The sequence below is a fragment of the Methylobacterium tarhaniae genome, from assembly GCF_001043955.1.
GTDB classification, from domain to species: domain Bacteria; phylum Pseudomonadota; class Alphaproteobacteria; order Rhizobiales; family Beijerinckiaceae; genus Methylobacterium; species Methylobacterium tarhaniae.
On sequence record NZ_LABZ01000107.1, the window covers coordinates 34,566 to 57,406 of the forward strand.

22 protein-coding genes are annotated in these 22,841 nt (G+C 72.5%); 10 read left to right on the plus strand and 12 right to left on the minus strand.

Annotated features, from left to right (window positions below; genetic code table 11):
- Window positions 1-103 precede the first annotated feature (103 nt).
- The 3 genes from ftsE (at window position 104) to VQ03_RS15605 (ending at window position 2,775) form a co-directional block, all read left to right on the plus strand.
- Window positions 104-823 (plus strand): cell division ATP-binding protein FtsE, encoded by a 720-nt coding sequence (gene ftsE, locus VQ03_RS15595; protein WP_048451808.1) that lies wholly within the window; start codon window positions 104-106, stop codon window positions 821-823.
- An 18-nt stretch (window positions 824-841) separates the two neighbouring features.
- Window positions 842-1,801: a cell division protein FtsX gene (locus VQ03_RS15600; RefSeq protein ID WP_048451809.1), complete on the plus strand. Its 960-nt coding sequence runs from the start codon at window positions 842-844 to the stop codon at window positions 1,799-1,801.
- A gap of 167 nt (window positions 1,802-1,968) precedes the next feature.
- Entirely contained in the window at window positions 1,969-2,775 is an 807-nt protein-coding gene (locus tag VQ03_RS15605) for a YdcF family protein (RefSeq protein ID WP_083468031.1), read from the plus strand.
- A 32-nt stretch (window positions 2,776-2,807) separates the two neighbouring features.
- Here VQ03_RS15605 and VQ03_RS15610 read toward each other — a convergent pair whose 3' ends face one another.
- The 5 genes from VQ03_RS15610 to lptB all read right to left on the minus strand — a co-directional run bounded on the left by VQ03_RS15610 (window position 2,808) and on the right by lptB (window position 7,238).
- A complete protein-coding gene (locus VQ03_RS15610; protein WP_048451811.1) occupies window positions 2,808-3,125 on the minus strand; it encodes a hypothetical protein in 318 nt (105 codons plus the stop codon).
- Window positions 3,126-3,127: 2 nt separating this feature from the next.
- Entirely contained in the window at window positions 3,128-3,592 is a 465-nt protein-coding gene (gene ptsN / locus VQ03_RS15615) for a PTS IIA-like nitrogen regulatory protein PtsN (RefSeq protein ID WP_048451812.1), read from the minus strand.
- Between the two features lie 90 nt (window positions 3,593-3,682).
- Window positions 3,683-4,279 carry a ribosome hibernation-promoting factor, HPF/YfiA family gene (hpf, locus tag VQ03_RS15620; RefSeq protein ID WP_048451813.1) on the minus strand — a complete coding sequence of 199 codons (597 nt, stop codon included), beginning with the start codon at window positions 4,277-4,279 and terminating at the stop codon, window positions 3,683-3,685.
- Between the two features lie 179 nt (window positions 4,280-4,458).
- The gene (rpoN, locus tag VQ03_RS15625) at window positions 4,459-6,009 is read right to left on the minus strand and encodes an RNA polymerase factor sigma-54 (RefSeq protein ID WP_048451814.1); all 1,551 of its coding nucleotides are present in this window, start codon (window positions 6,007-6,009) and stop codon (window positions 4,459-4,461) included.
- Between the two features lie 404 nt (window positions 6,010-6,413).
- Window positions 6,414-7,238, minus strand: coding sequence for an LPS export ABC transporter ATP-binding protein (gene lptB, locus VQ03_RS15630; protein ID WP_167376104.1), 825 nt, complete (start codon window positions 7,236-7,238; stop codon window positions 6,414-6,416).
- 277 nt (window positions 7,239-7,515) lie between these two features.
- On the opposite strand from lptB, the gene VQ03_RS15635 reads away from it, so the two are divergent.
- Window positions 7,516-8,760: an amidase gene (locus VQ03_RS15635; protein ID WP_048451816.1), complete on the plus strand. Its 1,245-nt coding sequence runs from the start codon at window positions 7,516-7,518 to the stop codon at window positions 8,758-8,760.
- Window positions 8,761-8,764: 4 nt separating this feature from the next.
- On the opposite strand, the gene VQ03_RS15640 is transcribed toward VQ03_RS15635, so the two are convergent.
- The 5 genes from VQ03_RS15640 to VQ03_RS15660 form a co-directional block, all read right to left on the minus strand.
- Window positions 8,765-11,485, minus strand: coding sequence for a bifunctional diguanylate cyclase/phosphodiesterase (locus tag VQ03_RS15640; protein WP_048451817.1), 2,721 nt, complete (start codon window positions 11,483-11,485; stop codon window positions 8,765-8,767).
- 231 nt (window positions 11,486-11,716) lie between these two features.
- Complete coding sequence (locus VQ03_RS15645) at window positions 11,717-13,003, minus strand: NAD(P)/FAD-dependent oxidoreductase (RefSeq protein ID WP_048451818.1); 1,287 nt, start codon at window positions 13,001-13,003, stop codon at window positions 11,717-11,719.
- A 13-nt stretch (window positions 13,004-13,016) separates the two neighbouring features.
- Complete coding sequence (locus VQ03_RS15650) at window positions 13,017-13,748, minus strand: amino acid ABC transporter ATP-binding protein (RefSeq protein ID WP_048451819.1); 732 nt, start codon at window positions 13,746-13,748, stop codon at window positions 13,017-13,019.
- A complete protein-coding gene (locus tag VQ03_RS15655) occupies window positions 13,745-14,398 on the minus strand; it encodes an amino acid ABC transporter permease (RefSeq protein ID WP_048451820.1) in 654 nt (217 codons plus the stop codon). Before VQ03_RS15655 ends, VQ03_RS15650 begins: the two co-directional genes overlap by 4 nt.
- A gap of 17 nt (window positions 14,399-14,415) precedes the next feature.
- Window positions 14,416-15,195: an ABC transporter substrate-binding protein gene (locus VQ03_RS15660; protein ID WP_048451830.1), complete on the minus strand. Its 780-nt coding sequence runs from the start codon at window positions 15,193-15,195 to the stop codon at window positions 14,416-14,418.
- Window positions 15,196-15,306: 111 nt separating this feature from the next.
- Here VQ03_RS15660 and VQ03_RS15665 point away from each other — a divergent pair, with 111 nt between their 5' ends.
- The 3 genes from VQ03_RS15665 to VQ03_RS15675 all read left to right on the plus strand — a co-directional run bounded on the left by VQ03_RS15665 (window position 15,307) and on the right by VQ03_RS15675 (window position 18,509).
- Window positions 15,307-15,945 (plus strand): cupin domain-containing protein, encoded by a 639-nt coding sequence (locus tag VQ03_RS15665; protein ID WP_048451831.1) that lies wholly within the window; start codon window positions 15,307-15,309, stop codon window positions 15,943-15,945.
- A gap of 102 nt (window positions 15,946-16,047) precedes the next feature.
- Complete coding sequence (locus tag VQ03_RS15670; protein ID WP_048451821.1) at window positions 16,048-16,809, plus strand: EAL domain-containing protein; 762 nt, start codon at window positions 16,048-16,050, stop codon at window positions 16,807-16,809.
- Between the two features lie 278 nt (window positions 16,810-17,087).
- Window positions 17,088-18,509 carry a phospholipase D-like domain-containing protein gene (locus VQ03_RS15675; RefSeq protein ID WP_048451822.1) on the plus strand — a complete coding sequence of 474 codons (1,422 nt, stop codon included), beginning with the start codon at window positions 17,088-17,090 and terminating at the stop codon, window positions 18,507-18,509.
- Here the strand turns inward: VQ03_RS15675 and VQ03_RS15680 are convergent.
- Together VQ03_RS15680 and VQ03_RS15685 are read right to left on the minus strand one after the other, a co-directional pair.
- Complete coding sequence (locus VQ03_RS15680; RefSeq protein WP_083468032.1) at window positions 18,463-19,506, minus strand: lysylphosphatidylglycerol synthase transmembrane domain-containing protein; 1,044 nt, start codon at window positions 19,504-19,506, stop codon at window positions 18,463-18,465. The genes VQ03_RS15675 and VQ03_RS15680 overlap by 47 nt on opposite strands.
- On the minus strand, window positions 19,503-20,270 hold the full coding sequence (locus VQ03_RS15685) for an endonuclease/exonuclease/phosphatase family protein (RefSeq protein WP_048451823.1): 768 nt from the start codon (window positions 20,268-20,270) through the stop codon (window positions 19,503-19,505). The genes VQ03_RS15680 and VQ03_RS15685 overlap by 4 nt, the downstream gene beginning before the upstream one ends.
- A gap of 234 nt (window positions 20,271-20,504) precedes the next feature.
- Here VQ03_RS15685 and VQ03_RS15690 point away from each other — a divergent pair, with 234 nt between their 5' ends.
- The 3 genes from VQ03_RS15690 to VQ03_RS15700 all read left to right on the plus strand — a co-directional run.
- Window positions 20,505-21,587, plus strand: coding sequence for a CgeB family protein (locus tag VQ03_RS15690; RefSeq protein ID WP_048451824.1), 1,083 nt, complete (start codon window positions 20,505-20,507; stop codon window positions 21,585-21,587).
- Between the two features lie 6 nt (window positions 21,588-21,593).
- Window positions 21,594-22,388 (plus strand): nucleotidyltransferase family protein, encoded by a 795-nt coding sequence (locus tag VQ03_RS15695; RefSeq protein WP_048451825.1) that lies wholly within the window; start codon window positions 21,594-21,596, stop codon window positions 22,386-22,388.
- Window positions 22,385-22,841: glycosyltransferase (locus VQ03_RS15700; RefSeq protein WP_048451826.1), on the plus strand; the 457-nt coding region annotated here is incomplete at its 3' end. The genes VQ03_RS15695 and VQ03_RS15700, both read left to right, overlap by 4 nt.

A 22,841-nucleotide genomic window follows, 5' to 3' on the forward strand; every position in this document is an offset into this window, starting at 1 on the left:
CAACTCCTCCCGCCACAGCCTTAATGCGTGGTAAAGCGGCCGGGGAAAGGGCCGGCCGCGAGGGCGGCCCGGCCGCGGGAGAGAGCCCGCCCATGGAGACCGGATGGACGCGAGAACGGACCGGGGGACCGGAAACAGCCTGCTCGGCGGCATGGACGAGCCGGTGGTCCGGTTCGAGAATGTCGGGATGCGCTACGGGGTCGGTCCCGAGGTCCTGAGCGACATCAGCTTCACCATCGCGCCGCACTCGTTCCAGTTCCTCACCGGCCCCTCGGGCGCCGGCAAGACGACGCTGCTCCGCCTCATCCTGCTCTCGGTGCGGCCGAGCCGGGGCCTGGTCTCGGTCTTCGGCGAGGAGGTGAGCGGCATCTCGAGCGACGCCCTGACGAGCTTGCGCCGCCGCATGGGCGTGGTGTTCCAGGATTTCCGCCTGCTCGACCATCTGACCACCTACGAGAACGTCGCCCTGCCGTTGCGCGTCCAGGGCCGGGCCGAGACGAGCTACCGGGCCGAGGTGGTGGAACTCCTGCGCTGGGTGGGCCTCGGCGAGCGCATGCACGTCCTGCCCCCGCTCCTCTCGGGCGGCGAGAAGCAGCGCGCGGCGATCGCCCGGGCGCTGATCGCCCGGCCCGAATTGCTGCTCGCCGACGAGCCGACCGGCAACGTCGATCCCCAACTCGGCCGGCGCCTGCTGCGCCTGTTCGTCGAGCTCAACCGCCTCGGCACGTCGGTGCTGATCGCCACCCACGATTTCGCCCTGATGGACCTCGTCGATGCGCGCCGGTTCGTGCTCGGCAACAACCGCCTGCGGATCGAGGGATGACCCGCGGGGAGACGCACCATGTCTGAAGGAGCCACCCTGGAGCGGCCGCCGCGGCGCGAGGCGCCGGCCTCCGACCTGCCGCCCACCTTGCGCCGCAACGCCCCGCTGGTGCCGACCGACACCAGCGCCGGCCGGGCGCTCGCCGCGGTGATCGCGATCCTGACCTTCCTCGCCGCCCTCTGCGCCGGGGGTGCGGAGATCGTCGCCTCCAGCGCGGCGCAGTGGCAGGGCTCGGTGGCGCAGGAGGTCACGATCCAGATCCGCCCGGGGCCGGGCCGCGACACCGACGCGGACGTCGCCAAGGCGGCGGCTTTGGCCTCCGCCACCCCCGGCATCGCCGCGACGCGGCCCTTCACCAAGGCGGAATCGGAGCGCCTGCTCGAGCCCTGGCTCGGCAGCGGCCTCGACCTCGGCGACCTGCCGGTGCCGCGCCTCATCACGGTGCGGCTGGGCTCCGGGACCCCCGATCTCGGCGCCTTGCGCCAGCGCCTCGCCGAGGCGCTGCCCGGGGTCGCGAGCCTCGACGACCACGCGCTCTGGCTCTCGCGCCTCTCGACCATGGCCAACACCGTGGTGGGCGTCGGCGTCGCCGTGGTGGGGCTGGTGCTGCTCGCCACCGGGCTCGCCGTCACCTTCGCGACCCGGGGCGCCATGGCGGGCAACCGCGAGGTGGTGGAGGTGCTGCACTTCGTCGGGGCCGATGCCGACTTCATCGCCCGGGAGTTCCAGCGCCGCTTCTTCCGCCTCGGCCTGCGCGGCGGCGCGGTCGGGGCCGTCGCGGCGCTCGCGGTGATCGGGGCCGGCGGGGCGCTCGCCCGGCTGTGGCGCGCCGGCCCGGCCGGCGACGAGATCGAGGCGCTGTTCGGCGGCTTCGCCATCGGCTGGCGCGGCTATGCCAGCGTACTGCTGATCGGGGTCATCGCCTCGATCGTCACCGCGGTGGTCTCGCGCCTCACCGTGCGCCGCTTCCTCGACTGACGCCAGCCTGACGCTAGGTTCCTGCGCTACACCCGGTCCTTGCCCGCTCTTCACAGGGCGGGGGACCGGCTGGTGAACGATTCGCCGCCTGCGGTGGTTGCCTCTCGGCCGCCGCAATCGGCACTATGCTCGACACGGGTGAGATGACCTCACGGATGCAGCGCGGAATGACAACGCGAACCGGCGACGTGGTGGGCTGGTCCTGGTCGGGCGGCGCGCCCGAGGGACGGCCTCCGACCAGGTCTCCGGATCCCGAAGTCCCGGAGCATCAGTCTCCGGAGCCCGAATCCCGGGTGTCCTGGAGCCTGCGCCGCCGCCTCGCCCTGGGCCTCGCCGGGGCGGGCCTCGCCGCCGGTCTCGCCCTGGGCCTCGGCTTCCTGGCCTTCGTGGGCGGCCTCGCCCGTGCGGAGCGGATGCCGCTCGGCCCCTCCGACGGGATCGTGGCGCTCACCGGCGGCGCCCAGCGCATCGAGGATGCGATGGACCTGCTCGCCGGCGGCTACGGCCGGCGCCTGCTGATCACCGGAGTCAACGAGCGCACCAGCCGCGACGAGATCGCCCGGCTCAACCCGGGCCAGCAGCACCTGATCGCCTGCTGCGTCGATCTCGACTACCGGGCGCGCAACACCATCGGCAACGCCATCGAGATCCGGCGCTGGATGCGCGAGAACGGCTTCCGGAGCGTCGCGGTGGTCACCTCGAACTACCACATGCCGCGCACCCTGGTGGAACTCGACCATGCCCTGGCGGACGGCCACCGGGTGGTCCCGCACCCGGTCGTCTCGGACGTGATCGATCCCGATCAGTGGTGGCGCCACCCGGCCTCGGCGCGTCTGCTCGCCTCGGAATACGCGAAGTTCCTGGTCGCCTGGGTCCGCACGCGGTTCGAGACCGACCCCGAGCATTCGAGCGCGGCGGTGCTGGTCAGCCGCGGCCACCCGGTGAAGGTCGTGGCCGAGCCGCTGGTGCGGTGACGCGAGGCTGCCGCCGCCAACCCGTCCCCGGCTCACCGCCCCTTGCAGCGGTTCCGCAGCAGCTCCGAAAACTCCTTCTCCGAGCCCTGGACCTGCGCCAGGCGCTCGGTGCGCTCCGCGCCCGAGAGGCAGCGGCCGTAGACGGTGGCGGAGCGGCGCATCGTGTCGACGTGCTGGCGCCAGCCGCGGCAGCGGTCGGCCTCGCTGTCGCCGATGGTCTCCAGGCGCTCGATCGCCGTCCGCTGCGAGGATTGCGCGACCAGGAGGTCGCGGGCGCAGGTGCCGTCGACGGCGTGCGCGCCACCGGTGGCGGCGAGGAGCATCGCCGCCGCGAGGAGGGACGTCCGCATGGTCACGCGGCCTGGGCGGGGGATTGGGTCAGGAGGGCGTAGAGCGCGTCGGCGTCGCGGGCGGCGCGGATGCGGTCGATGATGCCGGGCTCGCGCAGCACCCGGGCGACCCGGGCCAAGGCCTTGAGATGATCGGCCCCGGCGCCCTCGGGAGCCAGGAGCAGGAAGGCGATGTCGACCGGCTGGCCGTCAAGGGCCTCGAAATCGACCGGGCGCTCGAGGCGGGCCATCAGGCCGAACAGCGTGTCGAGCCCCGGCAGCTTGCCGTGCGGGATCGCCACGCCCTCGCCGATCCCGGTCGATCCGAGGCGCTCGCGCTGCAGCAGCGTCTCGAAGATCTCGCGCTCGTCCAGGCCCGGCAGGTGGCGGGCCGCCTGGGCGGCCAGCTCCTGCAGAACCTGCTTTTTCCCCTGCGCGCGCAGCGCCGGGAGGACTGCCTCCGGCTTCAGGAATTCCAGCAATGGCATCGAGACCGCTGCCTCATCGGCGGGGAGCGCGAAGGCGCCCCGCTCTTGTTCCAGGACCGGAGGCCCTCCGGGAGAGGGGTTCAAGCCCGCTCACGGAGTGCCGCGTTCCGGCGGATCGATCCAGCCGATCGCGCCGTCGCCACGACGATATACGACGTTGACCCGCTCGGTTCCAGCATGAACGAAGACGAGGACGGGGACACCGGTGAGATCGAGCTCCACCACCGCCTCGCTCACCGTGCGCCGGTGCAGGGTGCGGGTGCTCTCGGCGATGATCGGCGGGTGCTCGCCGGTATCCTCCTCGGGCGCCTCCATGACCGAGTAGGCCGCTTCCATCACGGCCGTGCCGGGCAGGGCGCCATCGATCGCGATGTCCTTGGCGTGGCCGTTCGGATGGGCCTTGAGGCGGTGCTTGTAGCGGCGCAGGCGCTTCTCGATCCGCTCCGCGGTCTGGTCGAAGCTCGCATGGGCGTCGTGGGCGGAGCCCGAGGCTTCGAGGGTGATGCCCGAGGGCAAGTGCAGCACGCAGTCGGTGCGATAGGCGCCGCCGTCCCGCGCGACCGTCACGTGGCCGTGGTAGGCACCGTCGAAGTACTTGGCGAGAGCCGCGGAAATCCGCTCCTCCGCCCGGGTTCTCAGGGCTTCCCCGAGATCCACGCCACGACCCGACACGCGCAACGCTGCCATCAGCTCCCTCCGGTCTCGTCGTTCGCGACCCTTGGTGTCCGGGGACGTCTCCGGCGCAAGGGCCAGCGCTCAAGAGCTAGGAACGTCCGGACGCGAAGTCAACGAAGCCGGCTCAGTTGGGGCAGGGGCCTTTCGGAGCATGCCCGCCCGAGACCGGTCGCGCCATGGGCCGGCCGCGCTCAGCGCGCCGGCATCGCGGCGCGCTCGCGCCGGCGCTCGATCGAGGAGGGGATGCGCAGGGATTCCCGGTATTTCGCCACGGTGCGGCGGGCGATGTCGACGCCCTCGCCGCGCAGGCGCTGCACCAGGGCGTCGTCCGACAGCACGTCGTCGGCTTCCGCGTCGATGAGCTGCTTGATGCGGTGGCGCACGGCTTCCGAGGAATGGGCCGCCGCGCCGGCCGCCCCGGGAATCGCCGCGGTGAAGAAATACTTCATCTCGAAGGTGCCGCGGCTGGTGCCGATCGACTTGTTCGAGGTCACGCGCGAGACGGTGGATTCGTGCATGCCGATCGCGTCGGCGACGGTCTTCAGGTTGAGCGGCCGCAGGCAGGCGACGCCGTTGACGAAGAACCCGTCCTGCTGGCGCACGATCTCGCTCGCCACCTTCAGGATGGTGCGGGCGCGCTGCTCCAGGCTGCGGGTGAGCCAGTTGGCGGTCTGGAGGCATTCCGACAGGAAGGCCTTGTCGGTCTCGGTCGTCGCCCCGCGCGAGACGGTGGCGTAGTAGCTCTGGTTGACCAGCACCCGAGGCAGGGCCTCGCTGTTCAGCTCGACGAGCCAGGAGCCGTCGGGTGCCGGGCGCACGAACACGTCCGGCACCAGCACCTCGACCGGGCCGGCGCCGAAGGCGCGGCCGGGCTTGGGATCGAGGCGGCGCAGCTCGGAGAGCATGTCCGCCAGATCCTCGTCGTCGACCCCGCACAGGCGCCGCAAACCCGCGAAGTCGCGCTTGGCGACGAGGTCGAGGCGCGAGACCAGCGCCTGCATCGCCGGATCGAACCGGTCCTGCTCGCGCAGCTGGATCGCCAGGCACTCGGCGAGATCGCGGGCGCCGACGCCCGAGGGGTCGAAGGCCTGGACCAGGCCCAGCACCCGCTCGACCACCGGCAGGCCGACGCCGAGGCGCTCGGCGAGGGCGGCCAGGTCCTCGCGCAGGTAGCCGGCCTCGTCGATGGCATCGACCAGGAAGCCGCCGACCAGCCGCTCGACGGGATCGCGCGTGGCGAGGTCGAGCTGGGCCGAGAGGTGCTCGTGCAGCGAGGATTCGCTGGTGAGCGTCGCCTCGAAATCCGGCGCCTCGCCGTCGAAGCTGCCGCCGGTGCCGCTCCAGGGGGCGGGGGTGAGCGACAGCCCCTCGCCCTCCGCCGCCGGGGCCTCGCGCCCCACGGGACCGTCGTCGGGGAACACGTTGTCGAGGCGGGTGCCGAGGTCGCCCTCGATCTCGCTGCGGCTCGGATTCAGGTCGTGGGCGAGCCAGGGCTCGGCCGCCTCGCCGTCGAACCCGTCGCTCTCGCCCCCGCCGGGCTCGGCCGCCTCGCCGCGGGACTCGCCCGCCTCCGGAGCCTCGACGTCGGCCCGCTCCAGGAGCGGGTTGCGCTCCAGCTCGGCATCGACATAGGCGGCGAGGTCGAGATGGGAGAGCTGCAGTAGCTTGATCGCCTGCAGGAGTTGCGGCGTCATCACCAGGGCCTGGCCCTGACGCATCTCGAGCCGTTGCAGCAATCCCATCAGCCAGCCCCGCCATGCGACGCCCCGGTTCCGGCCAGGGTCGGCACAAGTCTTGCTTCAGACATCCGGAAGCAGCTTTAAACCGAAGCGTGACACGCGTCAAAGCGATCGTGCGGGCTCGGCGCGGTCCGGCCCGAGCGTGGCGCAGGGCGGGGTGGTGCGCCAGTGGAAAAAGGCTCGCCGTAGCCGGGACGCAAGGGGAGGGGGAGCGGCCGGCATGACGGCTCAGGAGAAGATCGTCCCAGGGGCAGAACACCTCCTGGTCGCTCCCGTCTGCGATTGTCCAATCCCTCTCCCGCAGGTTGTCGGGTGCGAACCGACATCCCTTCCGCGACCTCAGGATGAGGTCGAGGGAAGGACGATCAGAGCGGAGACCATCGGGCTTTCGGTGCAGCCCGCACCGTTTACAAGCGAAAGTCCTCGCCCAGATACAGTCGCCGCACGTCCTCGTTGGCCACGATCTCGTCGGGCGTCCCCTCGGTGAGGATTCGGCCCGAATGCACGATGTAGGCCCGGTCGATCAGGCCGAGCGTCTCGCGCACGTTGTGGTCGGTGATGAGCACGCCGATGCCGCGGCCCTTGAGGTGCATCACCAGTTCCTGGATGTCGCCGACCGCGATCGGGTCGATGCCCGCGAAGGGCTCGTCGAGCAGCATGAAGGACGGTGAGGAGGCGAGCGCCCGGGCGATCTCGCAGCGCCGCCGCTCGCCGCCCGAGAGCGCGATCGAGGGCGACTTGCGCAGGCGGGTGATGTTGAACTCCTCGAGGAGCGAATCGAGCTTGCGCTCGCGGGTCTTGCGGTCGGGCTCGACCACCTCGAGCACCGCCCGGATGTTGTCCTCGACGTTGAGGCCGCGGAAGATCGAGGCCTCCTGCGGCAGGTAGCCGATGCCGAGCCGGGCGCGCTGGTACATCGGCAGCCGGGTGATCTCGTGCCCGTCGAGGCTGATCGTGCCGCGATCGGCCGAGACGAGGCCGGTGATCATGTAGAAGATCGTGGTCTTGCCGGCGCCGTTGGGGCCGAGCAGGCCGACCGCCTCGCCGTTGCGCACGGTCAGGCCGGCATCGTGCACCACCGTGCGGGCGCCGTAGCTCTTCTTGAGGCCGGCGACCGCCAGGATGCCGGGTCCGCCGAACCCGTCGGCGGCGCCGTCCCGCTCCGCCGCCTCGGCTCCGCGCCCGCGGCCGAACAGGCGCCCGAGGCGCGAGACGGCCCGGGGGGCGGGCATGGCACGAATCGGGATTCCTTGGGCTCGCAGGGACAGGGCGGAGGGAAAGGTCACGGGCTCTCTCGCGAAGGATGCCGGTGAAGGAGGCCGGCTGTTCGGCGCCCCGCCGCGTCGGCCTGATCCGCCCCAGGCGGCCGCGCGGCGGATGAACGGCGCCGGTTTAGCCGAAGCCGACCCCCGGCCGCAACGCGAACAGGCCTCGCATCGTGTTCTGGAACACACAGCCATAATGCGCTTACAAAGTCGTTCACCCGACTCCTCCCGCCCGGACGGCCCGATGCTCTCGCTCCTCGACCTCTGCGCCCGAATAGATGCCGGCCGGCTGACGCCCGAGGGGGCGGTCGGCCTCGCGCGCGAGGCGATCGCGGCCCGCGAGCCGGAGGTCGGCGCCCTGGTCTGCGTCGATCCCGCCCCGGCGATCCCGGCCGAGGGTCCGCTCGCGGGGATCGCGGTCGGGGTCAAGGACATCATCGACACCGCCGACCTGCCGACCCGGATGGGCTCTCCCATCTACGAGGGCTGGCGCCCGCGTGCCGACGCCCCGGTGGTGGCGCGGCTGAAGCGCCTCGGCGCGGTGCCGCTCGCCAAGACCACCACCACGCCCTTCGCCTTCCTCGACCCCACCGCGACCCGCAACCCGCACAATCCCGGCCACACCCCCGGCGGCTCCTCCGCCGGCTCGGCCGCCGCGGTGGCGGCCGGGATGCTGCCGCTGGCGCTCGGCACCCAGACGGGAGGCTCGATCATCCGCCCGGCGGCGTTCTGCGGCGTCGTCGGGGTCAAGCCGTCGTTCCGGCTGCTGCCGACGGTGGGGGTGAAGTGCTATTCCTGGGCCCTCGACACGCTCGGCCTGTTCGCGGCCGGCGTGGCGGACGCCGCCCACGCGCTGGCGCTGCTCGCCGACCGGCCGGCCATCGCGCGCACCGGCGAGTCCGGCGCGCCCCGCATCGGGATCCTGCGCCAGGAATTCTGCGCCGCCCCCGAGCCGGAGGCGGAGGCCGCCCTCGCCTGCGCGGCGCAGGCCGCCGAGCGGGCCGGCGCGGCGATCCGCGACCTCACCCTGCCGGCCTCCTTCGGCGAGGCCTTCGCGGCCCACGGCACGCTCCAGGATTACGAGGCGCGCCAGGCGCTCGCCTGGGAATACGCCACCCACCGCGATGCCCTGCCGCCGCGCCTGCGCGCCGCCCTCGACGCGGCGCAAGGTATCGAGACCGCGGCCTACGACGAGGCGCGCCGCACCGCCCACCATGCCCGCCGCGGCCTGAAGGACGTCTTCTCCGAGGACGGCGTCGACGTGCTCCTGACCTATGCGGCGCCTGGCGCGGCGCCGGCCGGCCTCGACCAGACCGGCGATTCGCGCTTCAACCGGCTCTGGACCCTGATGGGCGTGCCCTGCGTCACCCTGCCGGTCTCGCGCAACCCGGCCGGCCTCCCGGTCGGCGTGCAGGTGATCGCCCGGTTCGGCGACGACGGCCGGGCGCTGGCCGTGGCGGCGATGATCGAGCGGGCGTTGCGGGGATAGGGGATCAGGCGGCCGCCGACACCCCTCCACCCAGCCCCTCGATGTCCGGCAGCGCCTCGACCGGGCAGGGCCGGCCGAACAGGTAGCCCTGCAGCTCGTCGCAACCCGCCTCGCGCAGGATCGCGGCCTGCGCCTCGGTCTCGACACCCTCGGCCAGCACGATCATGCCGAGCGCCTTGCCGAGGCCGATCGTGGCGCGGACGATGGCGCCGCTGCCGTCCTGCTGCCCGAGATCCTGCACGAAGCACCGGTCGATCTTGATCTTGTCGAAGGGGAAGCGGCGCAGGTAGCTCAAGCTGGAATAGCCGGTGCCGAAATCGTCCATCGCGGTGCCGACCCCGAGGGCGCGCAACCGGTGCAGGATCGCCAGCGTGGCGTCGTCGTCCTGGAGCAGCACCGATTCGGTGATCTCGAGTTCGAGCCGCGCGGGCGGCAGGCCGCTCGCCTCGAGCGCGGCCGCCACCTCCTCGACGAGGCCGTCGCCGACGAACTGCGCCGGGGAGAGGTTCACCGCCACCTTGACGTCCGCCGGCCAGCCGGCGGCATCGGTGCAGGCCCGGGCGAGCGCCCAGGCGCCGAGGTCGCGGATCTGCCCGGTCGCCTCGGCGATCGGGATGAACTCGCCCGGGCTGATAGAGCCGTCGCGCGGGTGGCGCCAGCGCAGCAGCGCCTCGCGGGCGCGCAAGCCCGACCCGTCGGCGGCGACGATCGGCTGGTAGTGGAGGTCGAACTGTCCCTCGGCCAGGGCGATGCGCAGGTCGGCGCCGAGCTGGCGGCGGCGCTGGAGGTCGGCATCCATCGCCGGGTCGAAGAACTGCCAGCCGTTCCGCCCCGAGGATTTCGCCTGGTAGAGCGCGACGTCGGCCCGGCGCTGCAACTCGGCGGTGGTCATGCCGGATTCCTCCGTCATCGCGACGCCGATCGAGGTGCCGATGCCGACCTCGTGGCCCTGGACGTCGAAGGGCTGCCGCAAGAGCCGCACGATCCGCTCGGCGAGTGCCGCCACGCCGGCCGGGTGGGAGGGGGCGCAGCGGATCACCGCGAACTCGTCGCCGCCGAGACGCCCGACGAGCGCGGTGGTGCCGACCGCCTCCCGCAGGCGCCGCGCCACGAGCCGCAGCAGCTCGTCGCCGACCGGGTGGCCGTAGGTGTCGTTGACGTCCTTGAAGCCGTCGAGGTCGAGGCAGAGCACGCTCACCGCCTCGTCGGCGCCGCGCTCCGCCAGCGCCGCGTCGAGGCGCTCCTGCAGCTGTGCGCGGTTCGGCAGCCCCGTCAGGGCGTCATGGCCGGCCATGTGGGCGATGCGCGCCTCGTTGCGGCGTCGCTCGCTCACGTCCTCGTGCGTGCAGATCCAGCCGCCCCCCGGCACGGGCACGTGCACGACCGCGATGGCGCGGCCGTCGGACAGGTCGCAGGTGAAGCCCGCCGGACCGCCGGCGGCGATGCGGCGGCGAACCGCCGCCACCAGGGCCGCCCGCGTCCGGTCCGCCGCCAGGTGGTCGAGGAGCGCGGCGAGCGGCGTGCCCGGCCGGCGCAGGCCGTCCGGTACGGCGTGCAGCTGCGCGTAGCGGGTGTTCATCACGATCAGCCGGTCGTCGCGGTCGAACAGGCACAGGCCCTGGGTCATGTGGTCGAGGGCGATGCCGAACTTCGCCCGCTGGACGCCGAGCGCCCGCTCGCCCCGCTCCCGCGCCTCGGCTGCGGAGCGGGCGGCCTCGGCCTCGGCGAGGCGCTCCTGCGAGCGCGTCCGACGCAGGCCGAGCAGCACCAGCCCGGCGAGGCCGAAGTCGAGCAGCAGGGCGGCCGTGCCGATGATCCACGCCTGCTGGCGCCAGCTGGCGAGGCTCGCCTCCGCGGTGCGGTTGACGCTGAGGGTCAGCGGGTAGCGAGCCAGCGCCCGGGCGCCGGAGATCCGGTCGATCCCGTCGACCGGGCTGACGGCGCGCATCACGCCGCCGGCCGGGTTCGCACCGGTGATCCGCAGGGCTGCCGTATTCGCGAAGGTCCGCCCGACGCTGTCGTCGCGCCGGGGGTGGCGGACGAGCAGCATGCCGTCGTTCCGGAGGATCGCGACCGCGTAGTCGCGGCCCGGAGCGATCGCCGCGTAGAGCCGCTCGAAGTAGCCGAGTTCGACGGCGCCGAGCACCAGGCCGAGGAACCTCCCGTCCGGCGCCCGGACCTTGCGGGCGATGTAGATCGTCCAGGCTCCGTCGCCGCGGTTCTGCACCGGATTGCTGACGGCACGTTCGAGGGCTGGATCGGCCGCCATGACCTTGAAATACTCCCGGTCGGCGATGTTGACCGCCGGGATCGGCCAGTAGCGGCTGAAGTTCAGGAGCTTGCCGTGCCGGTCGATCACCGTGACGGCGTTCACCTGCGGCAGGGCGGCGATGCGCGTCTTCAGCGCCTCGTGCAGCGAGTGCTGGCCGGCCAGCGCGGCATAGTCCTCGTCGCTGGCGAGGCCGGCGGCCCGGAACTCGCCGATCACGCTGTCCTGGACCAGCTCGATCGATTGCAGCGCCCGGTCGGCCTGGTCGGCGAGCACCGTGGCGAGACCGGAGAGGTTGCGCTCCGTCTCGGTGATCGCGTGCTCGTGAAGGTTGCGCACCAGCAGCCCCGCGGACACCGCGATCAACGCCGCCAGCATTCCGGCGGACGCGATCACGATCCGGAAGGAGCGGCCGTGCGAGGCGCCGGCCGGCGGAGAGTCGATCGTCGGGCCCACGGCTCTCGTCTGCTCGATGCGGCGAACGATCCGCTATGCGCCTGCGAGCTTTAAGAAGCGGTGAAGACCGTGCGGCGGAGCCTCCGGGCCGGCAACGGGATATCGGCGAGGAGGGGACGACGTCGATTCCGCCGGCGGCGCACATAGCTTGTACTGACCCTGAGGAACCCTGTCCGCTCTGCGGGCTCCCGATCGATCAATACGGTTCGACGACGTGGACGGGCGGGCTCCTCACAGCCCTCCGTCCTGCAGCCGGTACCACGCCACCACCGCCGAGGCGTAGAGCCGGTGCAGGCCGTGCAGCGGCAGCGGCGTGATCGGCGTCGGGGCGATCGGCAGCGCGTCGGCCTCGTCCCGGGCGATGAAGGCGGCGATCGCCTGGCCCATGCGGGTCTGGAGGCCGACGCCGCGGCCCTGGCAGCCGATATCGATGAGGAGGCCGGGTTCCGGCGCGTGCAGGTGGGGCAGGTAGTCCCGGGTGACCGCGACCCGGCCGCACCAGCGATGGTCGAAGCCGATGCCGGCGAGTTGCGGAAACAGCTTCGGGACGATCCGCTCCAGATGCGCCCAGTCGCTCTGGCCCTTCGGCTCGCGGAACGGCCCGCGCCCGCCGAGCAGCAGCCGGCCGGTATGGTCGAGGCGGAAATAGAGGAGGAGCTTGCGCGTGTCGGAGGAGACCTGGCCCTCCGGCAGCACCGTGCGGCGCAGGTTGTCGGAGAGCGGGGTCGTGGCGACCTGAAACGAGTTCGCCGCGATGATGGTCTTGCGCAAGGACGGCCACAGGTCGCCCGAATAGCCGTTGGTGCACAAAACCACCCGCCCGGTGGCCAGGCTCGGGCCGGCGGCCGTCCTGACCGTCCAGGTCTCGCCCTGCCGCGACAGGCCGGTCACGGGCGTGTCGGTGTGGATCCGCGCGCCGGCCGCCAGCGCCGCCTTCGCGAGGCCGCGGGCATAGGAGAGCGGCTGGACCGCGCCGCCGCGCCCGTCGAGCCAGCCCCCCAGGTAGCGCTCGGAGCCGATCAGCCGGCCGGCCTCGGCCTTGTCGAGGAGGCGCGCGGGCGCGCCGCGGCGCGCCCATTGCTCCGCCCGCCGCTCGGCCTGGGCCAGGCCCTCCTCGGTATGGGCGCCCTGGATCCAGCCGGTGCGGGTGTGGGGCACGTCCATCCGGTGCTTGGCGATGAGGTCGAACACCGCGTCGGCGGTGCCGGCCCCGAACGCCGCGAGGCGCTCGCCGCGCTCCGGGCCGAACATCTGCACCAGTTCGTCCGGATCGTGCTTGAGCCCCGGGATCACCTGGCCGCCGTTGCGGCCCGAGCCGCCGAAGCCGATCTCGCGGGCTTCCAGCACCACGGGTTTCAGCCCGGCCTCGGCGAGGTGGAGCGCCGTCGACAGGCCGCAGAAGCCGCCGCCGATCACCACCACCTCGGCCCGGCCGGATTCCGTCAGCGGTGCCGTCGCGGGCGGGGGCACGGCGGTGGTCGCCCAGAGGGCCGGCCCGAGGGGGAAGGGGTCTGTCATCGCGAAACGCTCGTCACAGCGGGTTCAGCACCCGCTTCAGGAAATCCTGGGTGCGGGGCTGCTGCGGGCGGCCCAGCACCTCGCGGGCCGGGCCTTCCTCAACGATCACGCCGCCGTCGAGGAACAGCACCCGGTCGGCGACCTCGCGGGCGAAGCTCATCTCGTGGGTCACGACCATCATGGTCATGCCCTCCTCGGCGAGCCCGCGCATCGTGCCCAGCACCTCGCCGACGAGCTCCGGGTCGAGGGCCGAGGTCGGCTCGTCGAACAGGATCGCGTCGGGCCGCATGGCGAGCGCCCGGGCGATGGCGACCCGCTGCTGCTGGCCGCCGGAGAGCCGCGGCGGATGCGCCTCCTCCTTGCCGGCGAGGCCGACCCGGGCGAGGAGCGCCCGGCCGCGCTCCGTCGCCTCCTTGCGGTCCTCGCCCTTCACGTAGATCGGCCCCTCGATGACGTTCTCGAGCGCCGTGCGATGCGGGAACAGGTTGAAGCGCTGGAACACCATCGAGACCTGGACCCGGACGGCGCGGATCGAGCGGTCGGCCCGGTCGACCCGGCGGCCATTCACGGTGATCGTGCCGCCGTCGTAGGATTCGAGCCCGTTGATGCAGCGCAGCACCGTCGACTTGCCCGAGCCCGACGGCCCGATCACGCAGACCACCTCGCCCTTCCTCACCTGCGCGGTGATGCCCTTGAGGACGGGCAGCGCCCCGTAGGACTTGCGGACGTCGTCGAGCACGATCATCGCCGGCCGGCCTGCTTCTCGAAGTGGCGCACGATCAGGATCAAGGGCAGGCTCAAGGTCAGGTACATCAGTGCCACCAGGGTGAAGACGCTGGTGTTCTTGAAGGTCGCCGAGGCGATGAGCTTGCCCTGGAGCGCCAGCTCGGCGACCGTGATGGTCGAGGCCTGCGACGAATCCTTCAGCATCATGATCATCACGTTGCCGAAGGGCGGCAGCGCGGTGCGGAAGGCCTGCGGCAGCAGCACCCGCCGCATGGTCAGGCCCCAGCCCATGCCGATGGTCTGCGCCGCCTCGACCTGGCCCTTGTCGATCGCCTCGATGGCGGCGCGGAAGTTCTCCGCCTGGTAGGCCGAGTAGGCGAGGCCGAGGCCGAGCACGCCGGCCTGCACCGCCGTGAGCGACAGCCCGAAATCCGGCAGCACGAAATAGATGTAGAACAGCTGCACGATGATCGGGATGCCCCGGATCACGTTGATGAAGGTGGCGGCGAAGAACGACAGGGCGCGCACGCCCGAGACCCGCATCATCGCCCAGACGAGGCCGAGCGCGGTCGAGACCACGAGCGAGCCCGCCGTGATCAGGATCGTCAGCCACACGCCCTGGAGCAGGATCGGAACGAACTCGCGGGCGTCAGACAGGAAGCTGTCCATGGGACGGCGTCACCCGATCAGGAGGGGTTCACCGAGGGCTGCAGGCCCCACTTCTCCAGGATCTTGGCCAGTTCGCCGTTCTCCTTGATCTTGGCGAGGCCCGCATTGATCTTCGCCAGGAGGGCGGTGTCGTCCTTGCGCACGCCGATGCCGACCGAGCCGACGACCACCGGCTTGTACGACGCGACGAGGTGGGCGTTGGGGAAATTGCCGCTCTTGAGGTTGTAGGCAATGATCGGCGCGTCGGCGAAGATCGCCTTGACCCGGCCGGCATTGACGTCCCGCAGCATGTCCGGGAACGTGTCGTAGACCTTCACGTCGGCGAACTGGCCCGATTTCTTGAGCGCGTCGACGAAGGCGGTGCCGACCTGGGCACCCACCGTCTCGCCCTTGAGGTCGGAGAAGGCGGTGTAGGCCTTGGTGTCGGCCTTCGGCACCACCATCCCCTCGCCATAGGCGTAGACCGGCGCGGAGAACGCGATCACCTCCTGGCGCGGGGCCGTGATGAACATCGCGGCCGAGATCGCGTCGATCTTCTTGGCCGTCAGCGCCGCGATCAGGCTCGAGAACTGGAGCGGCTCGATCTGCACCGAAAAGCCGGCCTGCTTGCCGATGGCGGTGATCACGTCCACCATCACGCCCTGGATGGCGTTGGTCTTGGTGTCGAGGAAGGTGAAGGGGACGCCGGTCGGCGTCGAGCCGACCCGGACCGTCTCCTGCGCCAGGGCGGGGCGGGCCAGGGCGGAACTCGCGAGCAGCACCAGGGCCGCGCTCGCGGCCCGAATCAGACGCCTCATCATCCTGCTCCCCCTGCCGGCTTTGTGCGGCTGGCCACCGCGCCGCTTAAATTTCATTGACATGAACATCTGGCCATAATTCGTTGCATCATGCAATCGAATTTCATGCACATGAAACAGGCGGCGGATCGACGACGAAACGGGCAGTCGGCCGAGCGCCCGGCTGCCGAGCCCTTGGCTGCCGAGCCCTTGGCGGCCGACCTCGCGGTCGGGCAGCGGCTGCGCACGCTCCGGCAGGAGCGCGGCCTATCGCTGAAGGCGGTGGCGGCATCGACGGGGCTGTCGATCGGCTATCTCAGCCAAGTGGAGCGCGGATTGTCGTCGCCGTCCCTGCGGGTCCTGACCCAGGTCGCCGACCTGCTCGGGGTCGGCCTCGGCGCCCTTTTCGGCGGGAATGCGGGCACCCCGGACGACGGCATCGTCACGAGGGCCGGCGAGCGGGCGGCGCTCACCCTCTGGCGCGCCGGCATCTCCAAGCAGCTCCTCACCCAGGGAGACGGGGCGCTCAGCCTGTTCCTGATGCAGCTCGCGCCCGGCGCCGGCACCGGCGACGAGCCCCTGATCCATGACGGCGAGGAGGCCGGGCTGGTGATGGAGGGGGCTCTCGTCCTGACGGTGGAGGGCACGACGGCGGAGCTCGGGCCCGGCGACAGCTTCCGCTTCGCCAGCCGGCGCCCGCACCGCTACCGCAACCCGTCTCCCGACCGGATCGCCGTGGTCCTGTGGGTCAATGCCGTGCCACAGAGGTAGGGCGCAAACGGGAATGTCGACTCGACCGCGCATCCGCCGCGCCGATTTAGGATTGCGTGAAGCAAGCTCCGGCAGAGTACCCCCCGACCGGGCCGGAGAGGCATGATGAGCGGATGCGGGCAGTGCAGGAGCAGCGAGCCGCTGCCCTTCACCTTCACGATGGCGTTCCACCCGATCGTGGACCTCGGAAAGGGGAGCGTCTGGGGCTACGAGGCCCTGGTGCGGGGCACCGAGGGGCAGGGCGCGGGATACATCCTCGGCCAGGTCGACGACGACAACCGCTACCGCTTCGACCAGGCCTGCCGCACCAAGGCGATCGAGCTTGCAGGCGAGCTGTTTCCGGCCGACGACGTGCGGCTGTCGATCAACTTCCTGCCGAACGCGGTCTACGATCCGGCGGCCTGCATCCGGGCGACCCTCGCGGCCGCGCGGCGGATCGGCTTCGCGCACCAGCGGATCATGTTCGAGTTCACCGAGAACGAGCGCATGGCCGACGTCGCCCATGTCCAGCGCATCGTCGCCGATTACCGCCAGCGCGGCTTCCTCACCGCTCTCGACGATTTCGGCGCCGGCTATGCCGGCCTCGGCCTGTTGGCGCAATTCCAGCCCGACCTGATCAAGCTCGACATGGAGCTGATCCGCGGCATCGCCGACTCGCCCGCCCGGCAGGCGATCGTGTCCGGCGTGATCGCCATCGCCCGGTCGCTCGGCGTCGCGGTGATCGCCGAAGGGGTCGAGACGGCCGAGGAACTCGCGGTGCTGCGCGAAGCCGGCATCACCCTGTTCCAGGGCTACCTGTTCGCCCGGCCGGCGCTCGCGGCGTTGCCGGGGCTGAGCCTGCCGGAGATGCGGCAGGCGGCGTGAGCGCGCCGTCGGGGCCGCGCGTCCGGGCGCCTCGCTCTCGCGCGGGCTGCCGCCCCCCGGCCGCACGCGTCGGGGCCGTGACGGATTTCCGTGCCGGGGGAACGAGCGGGTTTCCCGGTCACCGTGCAGAACCCGGCTTCACGGCATCACCAAAGCCAAGGTAGGTCTCTCGCGCCGGGCCGCACATCCCGGAACGGCGGCTCCGGCGTGGAACGGACGGGTCCCCCCGCCGTTCCGGCCCCGTCCCCCGGCTGCCGACAGGAGGGTACTGGCGCCCCATGACCATCGAACCCGCGCGCGACGAGACCGAGACCCTGTTCCAGCCCGGCCGCACCTGCTGGTGCGTGGCGCGGGCCGAGCGGGTCGCGGTGATGATCGACTCCGCCGAGTATTTCGCCCGGCTGGAGGAGGCGCTGCGCCAGGCGCGATCCTCGATCCTGATCGTCGGCTGGGACTTCGACGGGCGCATCCGCCTGCGCCACGATGCGAGCCCGGAGGAGTCGCCGCCCCTCGGGCCGCTCCTGCGCGACCTCGCCGCGCGGCGGCCGGACCTCGCGGTGCGGGTGCTGGTCTGGAGCGTCGCGACGGTGCACGGGCCGGGCGCGACGCTGCCGCTCCTGTTCGGGGCCGAGTGGGAGGCGCATCCGCGCGTCGAGGTGCGCCTCGACACGCATCATCCGCTCTACGCCGCCCACCACCAGAAGCTCGTCTGCATCGACGACCGGATCGCCTTCGCGGGCGGCATCGACCTCACGGTCGGGCGCTGGGACACCGTCGCCCACAGGGCGGGCGATTCCCTGCGCACCAATCCCGACGGCGAGCTCTACCCGCCGGTGCACGACCTGCAGATGGCCGTGGACGGCGAGGCGGCCATACGGCTCGGGGAGCTCGCCCGCGAGCGCTGGCGCGCCGCCACCGGCGAGGTGCTGGCCCCGGTGAGCGGCGCCGGCCCGATCTGGCCGGCGGACCTGACGCCGCTTCTCACAGACGCCCCCGTCGCCATCGCCCGCACCATGCCGCTCCAGGGCGACGAGCCCTCGGTCGAGGAGGCGGCGGCGCTCACCGCCGCGGCCCTGGCGGCCGCGAAGGGGACGATCTACCTCGAGGCGCAGTACCTCACGGCCCGTTTCGTCGCCGACGCCCTCGCCGCCCATCTCGCTGCGGAGGCGGGGCCGGAGATCGTGGTGGTGCTGACGCGCCGCTCGCACAACTTCACCGAGCGCGTCGCCATGGGCACGCCGCGCGACCGGGTGCTGCGCACCTTGCGCGCCGCCGACCGGTTCGGGCGCCTGCTCGTCGCCTATCCGGTGGTGCCCGGACCCGACGGGGATTGCGAGATCGAGGTCCACGCCAAGCTCGTCCTGATCGACGACTGGTTCCTGCGCATCGGCTCCTCGAACCTCAACAACCGCTCCGTCGCCCTCGACACCGAGTGCGACCTCGCGGTCGAGGCCCGCACCCCCGAGGAGCGCGCCGCGCTCCTCTCCCTTCGCGATCGCCTGGTGGCCGAGCATCTCGGGATGGCGCCCGACGCGATGGCCGCGGCGATCACGCAGGACGGCCTGATCGCGGCGATCCGGCACCACATGGGCGGGCCGCGCAGCTTGCGGGTCTGCGAGGTGCCGGAGGAGGAGGGCCTGCTCGATCCGCTGGTCAGCTCCGAGCTGCTCGACCCGGAACGGCCGTTCGGGACGGCGTAGGGGGGCGGGCCGGCGCGGCCGATCCCTCCGCATCGCGCCACCGGAACACCGCCTCGGTCGCCGCGAAGGCGACGAGGCCGAGGGCCAGGGGGCCGAGGAAGTACAGGCACCGGAAGGCGATCAGCGGGCCGATCACGTCGGTCTTCGGCAGCAGGTGGACGACCACGCTCTCGATCACCCCGACGCCGCCGGGCACGTGGGTGATGAGCACCGCCGCGTTGGCGATGACGAAGACCGAGGCCACCGCCAGGTAGCCGACATCCGAGACCGCCGACAGCACCTGGTGCAGGCAGGCCGAGACCAGGGCGAAGTTCACCGCGCCCAAGGACACCTGCGCGGCCGCGAGCGGGAGCGGCGGCATCTCGATCGACCAGCGCCGGAAGGTCAGCGGCTTGCGCCACCAGGCGGCGAGGCCGAGATAGGCGGCCACGCCGCCCGCGCAGGCGAGGCCCGCCGCCAGCACCGCGCCCTGTCCGAGGCCGGTCACCTCCCCGGCGAGGCCGGGATGGACCAGCACCGCGACGGCGCCGAGCGCCATCAGGCCGACTCCGACCGTGACGCCGCAGAACAGCACCGCCTTGGCGACATCCGCCGTGCCGAGGCCCCAGCGGGTATAGAAGCGGTAGCGGATCGCCCCGCTGCTCAGGCCCGCCAGGCCGATGCTGTGGCCGAGCGACAGGCTGATGAAGGCCGCGAGCGCCACCCGCCGATAGGGCAGGGGCTTGCCGGCGGCGCGCAAGGCGAGCCAGTCGATCCCGGTGAGGCAGAGATAGCTCGCGGCGGCGAAGCCCCCGGCGGCGGCGAGCCGGGCGGCCGGCAGCGCCCGCACCGATTCGACGAGCTGGCCCAGGCTGTAGCCGGCGAGCGTGCGGTAGAGCAGGTAGCCCCCGAGCGCGACGCTGAGAACGGTGAGGATGATGGTCCAGATCCGCCGGCGCGAGGAGTGGTCTTCCCTGTCCTCGGCTCTGGCGTCGGTCTGTCCTGGGGCGTGCGTCACGCGGGTTCCTCTCGGGGCACGGAGATGCGGGGGGCGGGCGCCGGCGCGAGGTCGAGGTCGGCGACGAGGGCCAGGTGGTCGGAGGCGACCCGGGCGAGCCTGCCGCCCAGCCTGCGCACCTCCCGCACCGCGACGCCGCGGCTGACGAAGACGTGGTCGATGCGCAGAAGCGGCAGCCGGGCCGGGAAGGTCGGCCGCGCCCAGGCTCGATGCGGCGGGCCTTGCGCGTCCGGCAGCCGGGCGGCGAGGCGGCGATGAATGCCCGAGCCCGGCAGGGCGTTGAAGTCGCCGAGCAGCACCACCGGGTCGCGGCAGGCCGGATCGCCGAGGAAGCGTGGGCCGAGGAGGGCGTCGGTCTGCGCGGCCCGCTCGCGCCGGTCGAGGCCGAGATGCGTCGTGACGACCTGCACCTCCGTCTCGCCGGCGGTGATCGCGGCCCAGAGCGCGCCACGCGGCTCGAGCCCGGCCCGGCCCGGCAGGGCCTCCGCCCGCACCAGCCGGGAGGGGAGGGCGGTCAGGATCGCGTCGCCGTAGAGCTCCTCCATCACCCGCATCGCCGGGTGGAAGTGCGAGCGCATGCCGAGCTGTTCGGCGATCACCTTCGCCTGGTCGATCCCACCGCTGCGGGCGCGCCCGACATCGAGCTCCTGCAACGCCACCACGTCCGGCCGGCAGGCGGCGATCACCGCGGCGATGCGCTCCGGGGCGAGCCGGCCATCGGCGCCGAGGCAGCGGCGCACATTGTAGGTGAGGACGCGGAGCAACCGGAGGAGGCCTTCTGCCAGGGGTGAACCTCCCTCAACGGCCGAGCCTGCGGGAGGTTCGAGGCCTCCCGCCACGCTTCCCGGGAAACCGCAATGTTAGATCCTGAACGGATCCAGCCGGCGCGCGTTCTCTCCCGGCGCCGGAGGGACCAGGATGTTTGGCGGAGTGCTTGGCGGGACGCTTGGAACGGCGAGAATCGCGGCGGGGACGTGCCCGCGGCACGGATCGTCGCGATGAGGATCGTGGTCTTCGGCCTGACGATCAGCACGTCCTGGGGCAACGGCCACGCGACCCTCTGGCGGGGCCTGTGCCGGGCGCTCGCCCGCCGCGGCCACAGCGTGGTGTTCTACGAGCGCGACCTGCCCTTCTATGCGCCCCACCGCGACCTGACCGAGATCCCGAACGGCCGCCTCGTGCTGTTCTCCGACTGGGAGGAGATCCGCGCAGGGGCCGCCCGCGACGTGGCGCAGGCCGACGTCGCGATGGTGACCTCCTACTGTCCCGACGCGCCGGCCGCCACCGACCTCGTCCTGGGGGCCAAGGCCCTGCGGGTGTTCTACGACCTCGACACGCCCGTCACCCTCGACCGGCTGCGCCGCGGCGAGGCGGTGGAGTATGTCGGCCCGGAGGGGTTCCGCGGCTTCGACCTCGTGCTCAGCTATACCGGCGGGCCGGCTCTGGACGCGTTGCGCGACGACCTGGGCGCGGGCCGCGTGGCGCCGCTCTACGGCCATGTCGATCCGGAGGTGCACCGGCCGGCGGCGCCGCAGCCGCATTACGCCGCCGATCTCTCCTATCTCGGCACCTACGCCGCCGACCGGCAGGCCAAGGTCGTGTCCTGCCTCGTCGAGCCGGCGCGGCGGCGGCGGGACCGGCGCTTCCTGATCGGCGGGGCGCAATACCCGCAGGACTTTCCCTGGACCGACAACATCTACTTCGTGCGCCATCTGGGCCCGCAGGAGCACCCGGCCTTCTACGCCTCCTCGCGCCTGACGCTCAACGTCACCCGGGCGGCGATGGCCGCCATGGGCTGGTGCCCCTCGGGCCGCCTGTTCGAGGCGACCGCCTGCGGCGCTGCCGTGATCAGCGACGCCTTCGACGGGCTCGACGCCTTCTACCGGCCGGGCGAGGAGATCCTGCTCGCCGAGACGCCCGACGCCGTGCTCGCCGCCCTCGACCGGAGCGACGCGGACTTGCGCCGCATCGCCGAGGCCGGCCGCGCCCGCACGCTCGCCGACCACACCTCCGCGCATCGCGCGGCGGAGCTGGAGGCGCTCCTCGACACCGCCCGGCACCCGATCGCGATGGAGGCGTGAGACCGCATGTGGGGAATCGTTCCGGCCGCCGGCCGCGGCAGCCGCATCCAGCCTCTCGCCTTCTCCAAGGAGCTGCTGCCGGTCGGCAGCCGCCTGCGCGACGGGGCCGAGCGGCCCTGTGCGGTGAGCGAGTACATCGTCGAGCGGATGATCCGCGGCGGGGCCGACAAGATCTGCTTCGTGATCGCCCCGGGCAAGTCCGACATCGTCGAGTATTACGGCTCCGGCTACGGGCCCGCGCCGATCGCCTACGTGGTGCAGCCGCGCCCCGAGGGCCTGTGCGACGCGCTCTTCCGCGCCCTGCCGCTGATCGCCCCCGACGAGCCGGTGCTGGTGGGCCTGCCCGACACGGTCTGGTTCCCGGATGACGGGCTGGCGCTCCTGCCGGCGGACGGCCTGTCCTTCCTGCTCTTCCCGGTCGAGCGGCCGGAGCTGTTCGACGCCGTCGTGCTCGACGGCGACGCGGTGCGGGAGATCCAGGTGAAGCGCCGGGACGCCACGTCGTCCTGGGTCTGGGGCGCCTTCAAGCTGACCGGCCGCATCCTCGCCGAGCTGCACGTCCTCTGGCAGGCCCGGCAGTGCCGCGACGAGTATATCGGCACCCTCGTCAATGCCTGGCTCGCGGCCGGCGGCCGGGCGGTCGGGGTGCGCGCCGGCAGCGCCTATGTCGATACCGGCACCCTCCACGGCTACCGCGCCGCGATGGCGCTCCTCGGGGCGGAGGCTCCGGACGGGGAGGCGGCGGAGCGGCGGCTGTCGCTGGGCCATCCGCGGGGGGACGGGGCGCGGGCGATCCCGTGAGGCCTCTCACCATCCTCGGCGTCGCCTACCCGTTCGCGCCGGTGAGCCCCGACGCGGTCGGCGGGGCCGAGCAGGTCCTGGCCCGGCTCGACGCCGCCCTGGTGGCGGCGGGCCACCGCTCGGTGGTGGTGGCGCGCACCGGTTCGCGGGTCGCCGGCACCCTGGTCGCGGTGCCGGCCGAGGAGGGGGCGATCGACGACGAGGTCCGGGCGCGGGGCCATGCCCGCCACCGCGCCGCCATCGCGACGGCCCTGCGCGATCACCCGGTCGACCTGATCCACCTGCACGGGATCGATTTTTCGGAATACCTGCCCCCGCCCGGCGCGCCGGTGCTGGCCACCCTCCACCTGCCCCCGTCCTGGTACCCGCCGGACGCGCTGCACCCGCGGCCGCCGGGCACCTGGCTCCACGGCGTCCCGGCGCCGCGGTCCGGCGCCCGGCACCTCGCTCCCC

What these genes read in the sequence shown, in the direction of transcription:
- VQ03_RS15610 (WP_048451811.1), bottom strand. Translation starts at nt 3,125, where the DNA reads ATGCGGACGTCCCTCCTCGCGGCGGCGATGCTCCTCGCCGCCACCGGT.
- VQ03_RS15660 (WP_048451830.1), bottom strand. Translation starts at nt 15,195, where the DNA reads ATGAGGCGTCTGATTCGGGCCGCGAGCGCGGCCCTGGTGCTGCTCGCG.
- VQ03_RS15695 (WP_048451825.1), top strand. Translation starts at nt 21,594, where the DNA reads ATGTGGGGAATCGTTCCGGCCGCCGGCCGCGGCAGCCGCATCCAGCCT.
- VQ03_RS15675 (WP_048451822.1), top strand. Translation starts at nt 17,088, where the DNA reads ATGACCATCGAACCCGCGCGCGACGAGACCGAGACCCTGTTCCAGCCC.
- ftsE (WP_048451808.1), top strand. Translation starts at nt 104, where the DNA reads ATGGACGCGAGAACGGACCGGGGGACCGGAAACAGCCTGCTCGGCGGC.
- VQ03_RS15650 (WP_048451819.1), bottom strand. Translation starts at nt 13,748, where the DNA reads ATGATCGTGCTCGACGACGTCCGCAAGTCCTACGGGGCGCTGCCCGTC.
- hpf (WP_048451813.1), bottom strand. Translation starts at nt 4,279, where the DNA reads ATGGCAGCGTTGCGCGTGTCGGGTCGTGGCGTGGATCTCGGGGAAGCC.
- VQ03_RS15690 (WP_048451824.1), top strand. Translation starts at nt 20,505, where the DNA reads ATGAGGATCGTGGTCTTCGGCCTGACGATCAGCACGTCCTGGGGCAAC.
- VQ03_RS15645 (WP_048451818.1), bottom strand. Translation starts at nt 13,003, where the DNA reads ATGACAGACCCCTTCCCCCTCGGGCCGGCCCTCTGGGCGACCACCGCC.
- VQ03_RS15665 (WP_048451831.1), top strand. Translation starts at nt 15,307, where the DNA reads ATGAAACAGGCGGCGGATCGACGACGAAACGGGCAGTCGGCCGAGCGC.
- VQ03_RS15605 (WP_083468031.1), top strand. Translation starts at nt 1,969, where the DNA reads ATGACAACGCGAACCGGCGACGTGGTGGGCTGGTCCTGGTCGGGCGGC.
- VQ03_RS15635 (WP_048451816.1), top strand. Translation starts at nt 7,516, where the DNA reads ATGCTCTCGCTCCTCGACCTCTGCGCCCGAATAGATGCCGGCCGGCTG.
- VQ03_RS15670 (WP_048451821.1), top strand. Translation starts at nt 16,048, where the DNA reads ATGATGAGCGGATGCGGGCAGTGCAGGAGCAGCGAGCCGCTGCCCTTC.
- ptsN (WP_048451812.1), bottom strand. Translation starts at nt 3,592, where the DNA reads ATGCCATTGCTGGAATTCCTGAAGCCGGAGGCAGTCCTCCCGGCGCTG.
- lptB (WP_167376104.1), bottom strand. Translation starts at nt 7,238, where the DNA reads ATGCCCGCCCCCCGGGCCGTCTCGCGCCTCGGGCGCCTGTTCGGCCGC.
- VQ03_RS15655 (WP_048451820.1), bottom strand. Translation starts at nt 14,398, where the DNA reads ATGGACAGCTTCCTGTCTGACGCCCGCGAGTTCGTTCCGATCCTGCTC.
- VQ03_RS15600 (WP_048451809.1), top strand. Translation starts at nt 842, where the DNA reads ATGTCTGAAGGAGCCACCCTGGAGCGGCCGCCGCGGCGCGAGGCGCCG.
- rpoN (WP_048451814.1), bottom strand. Translation starts at nt 6,009, where the DNA reads ATGGGATTGCTGCAACGGCTCGAGATGCGTCAGGGCCAGGCCCTGGTG.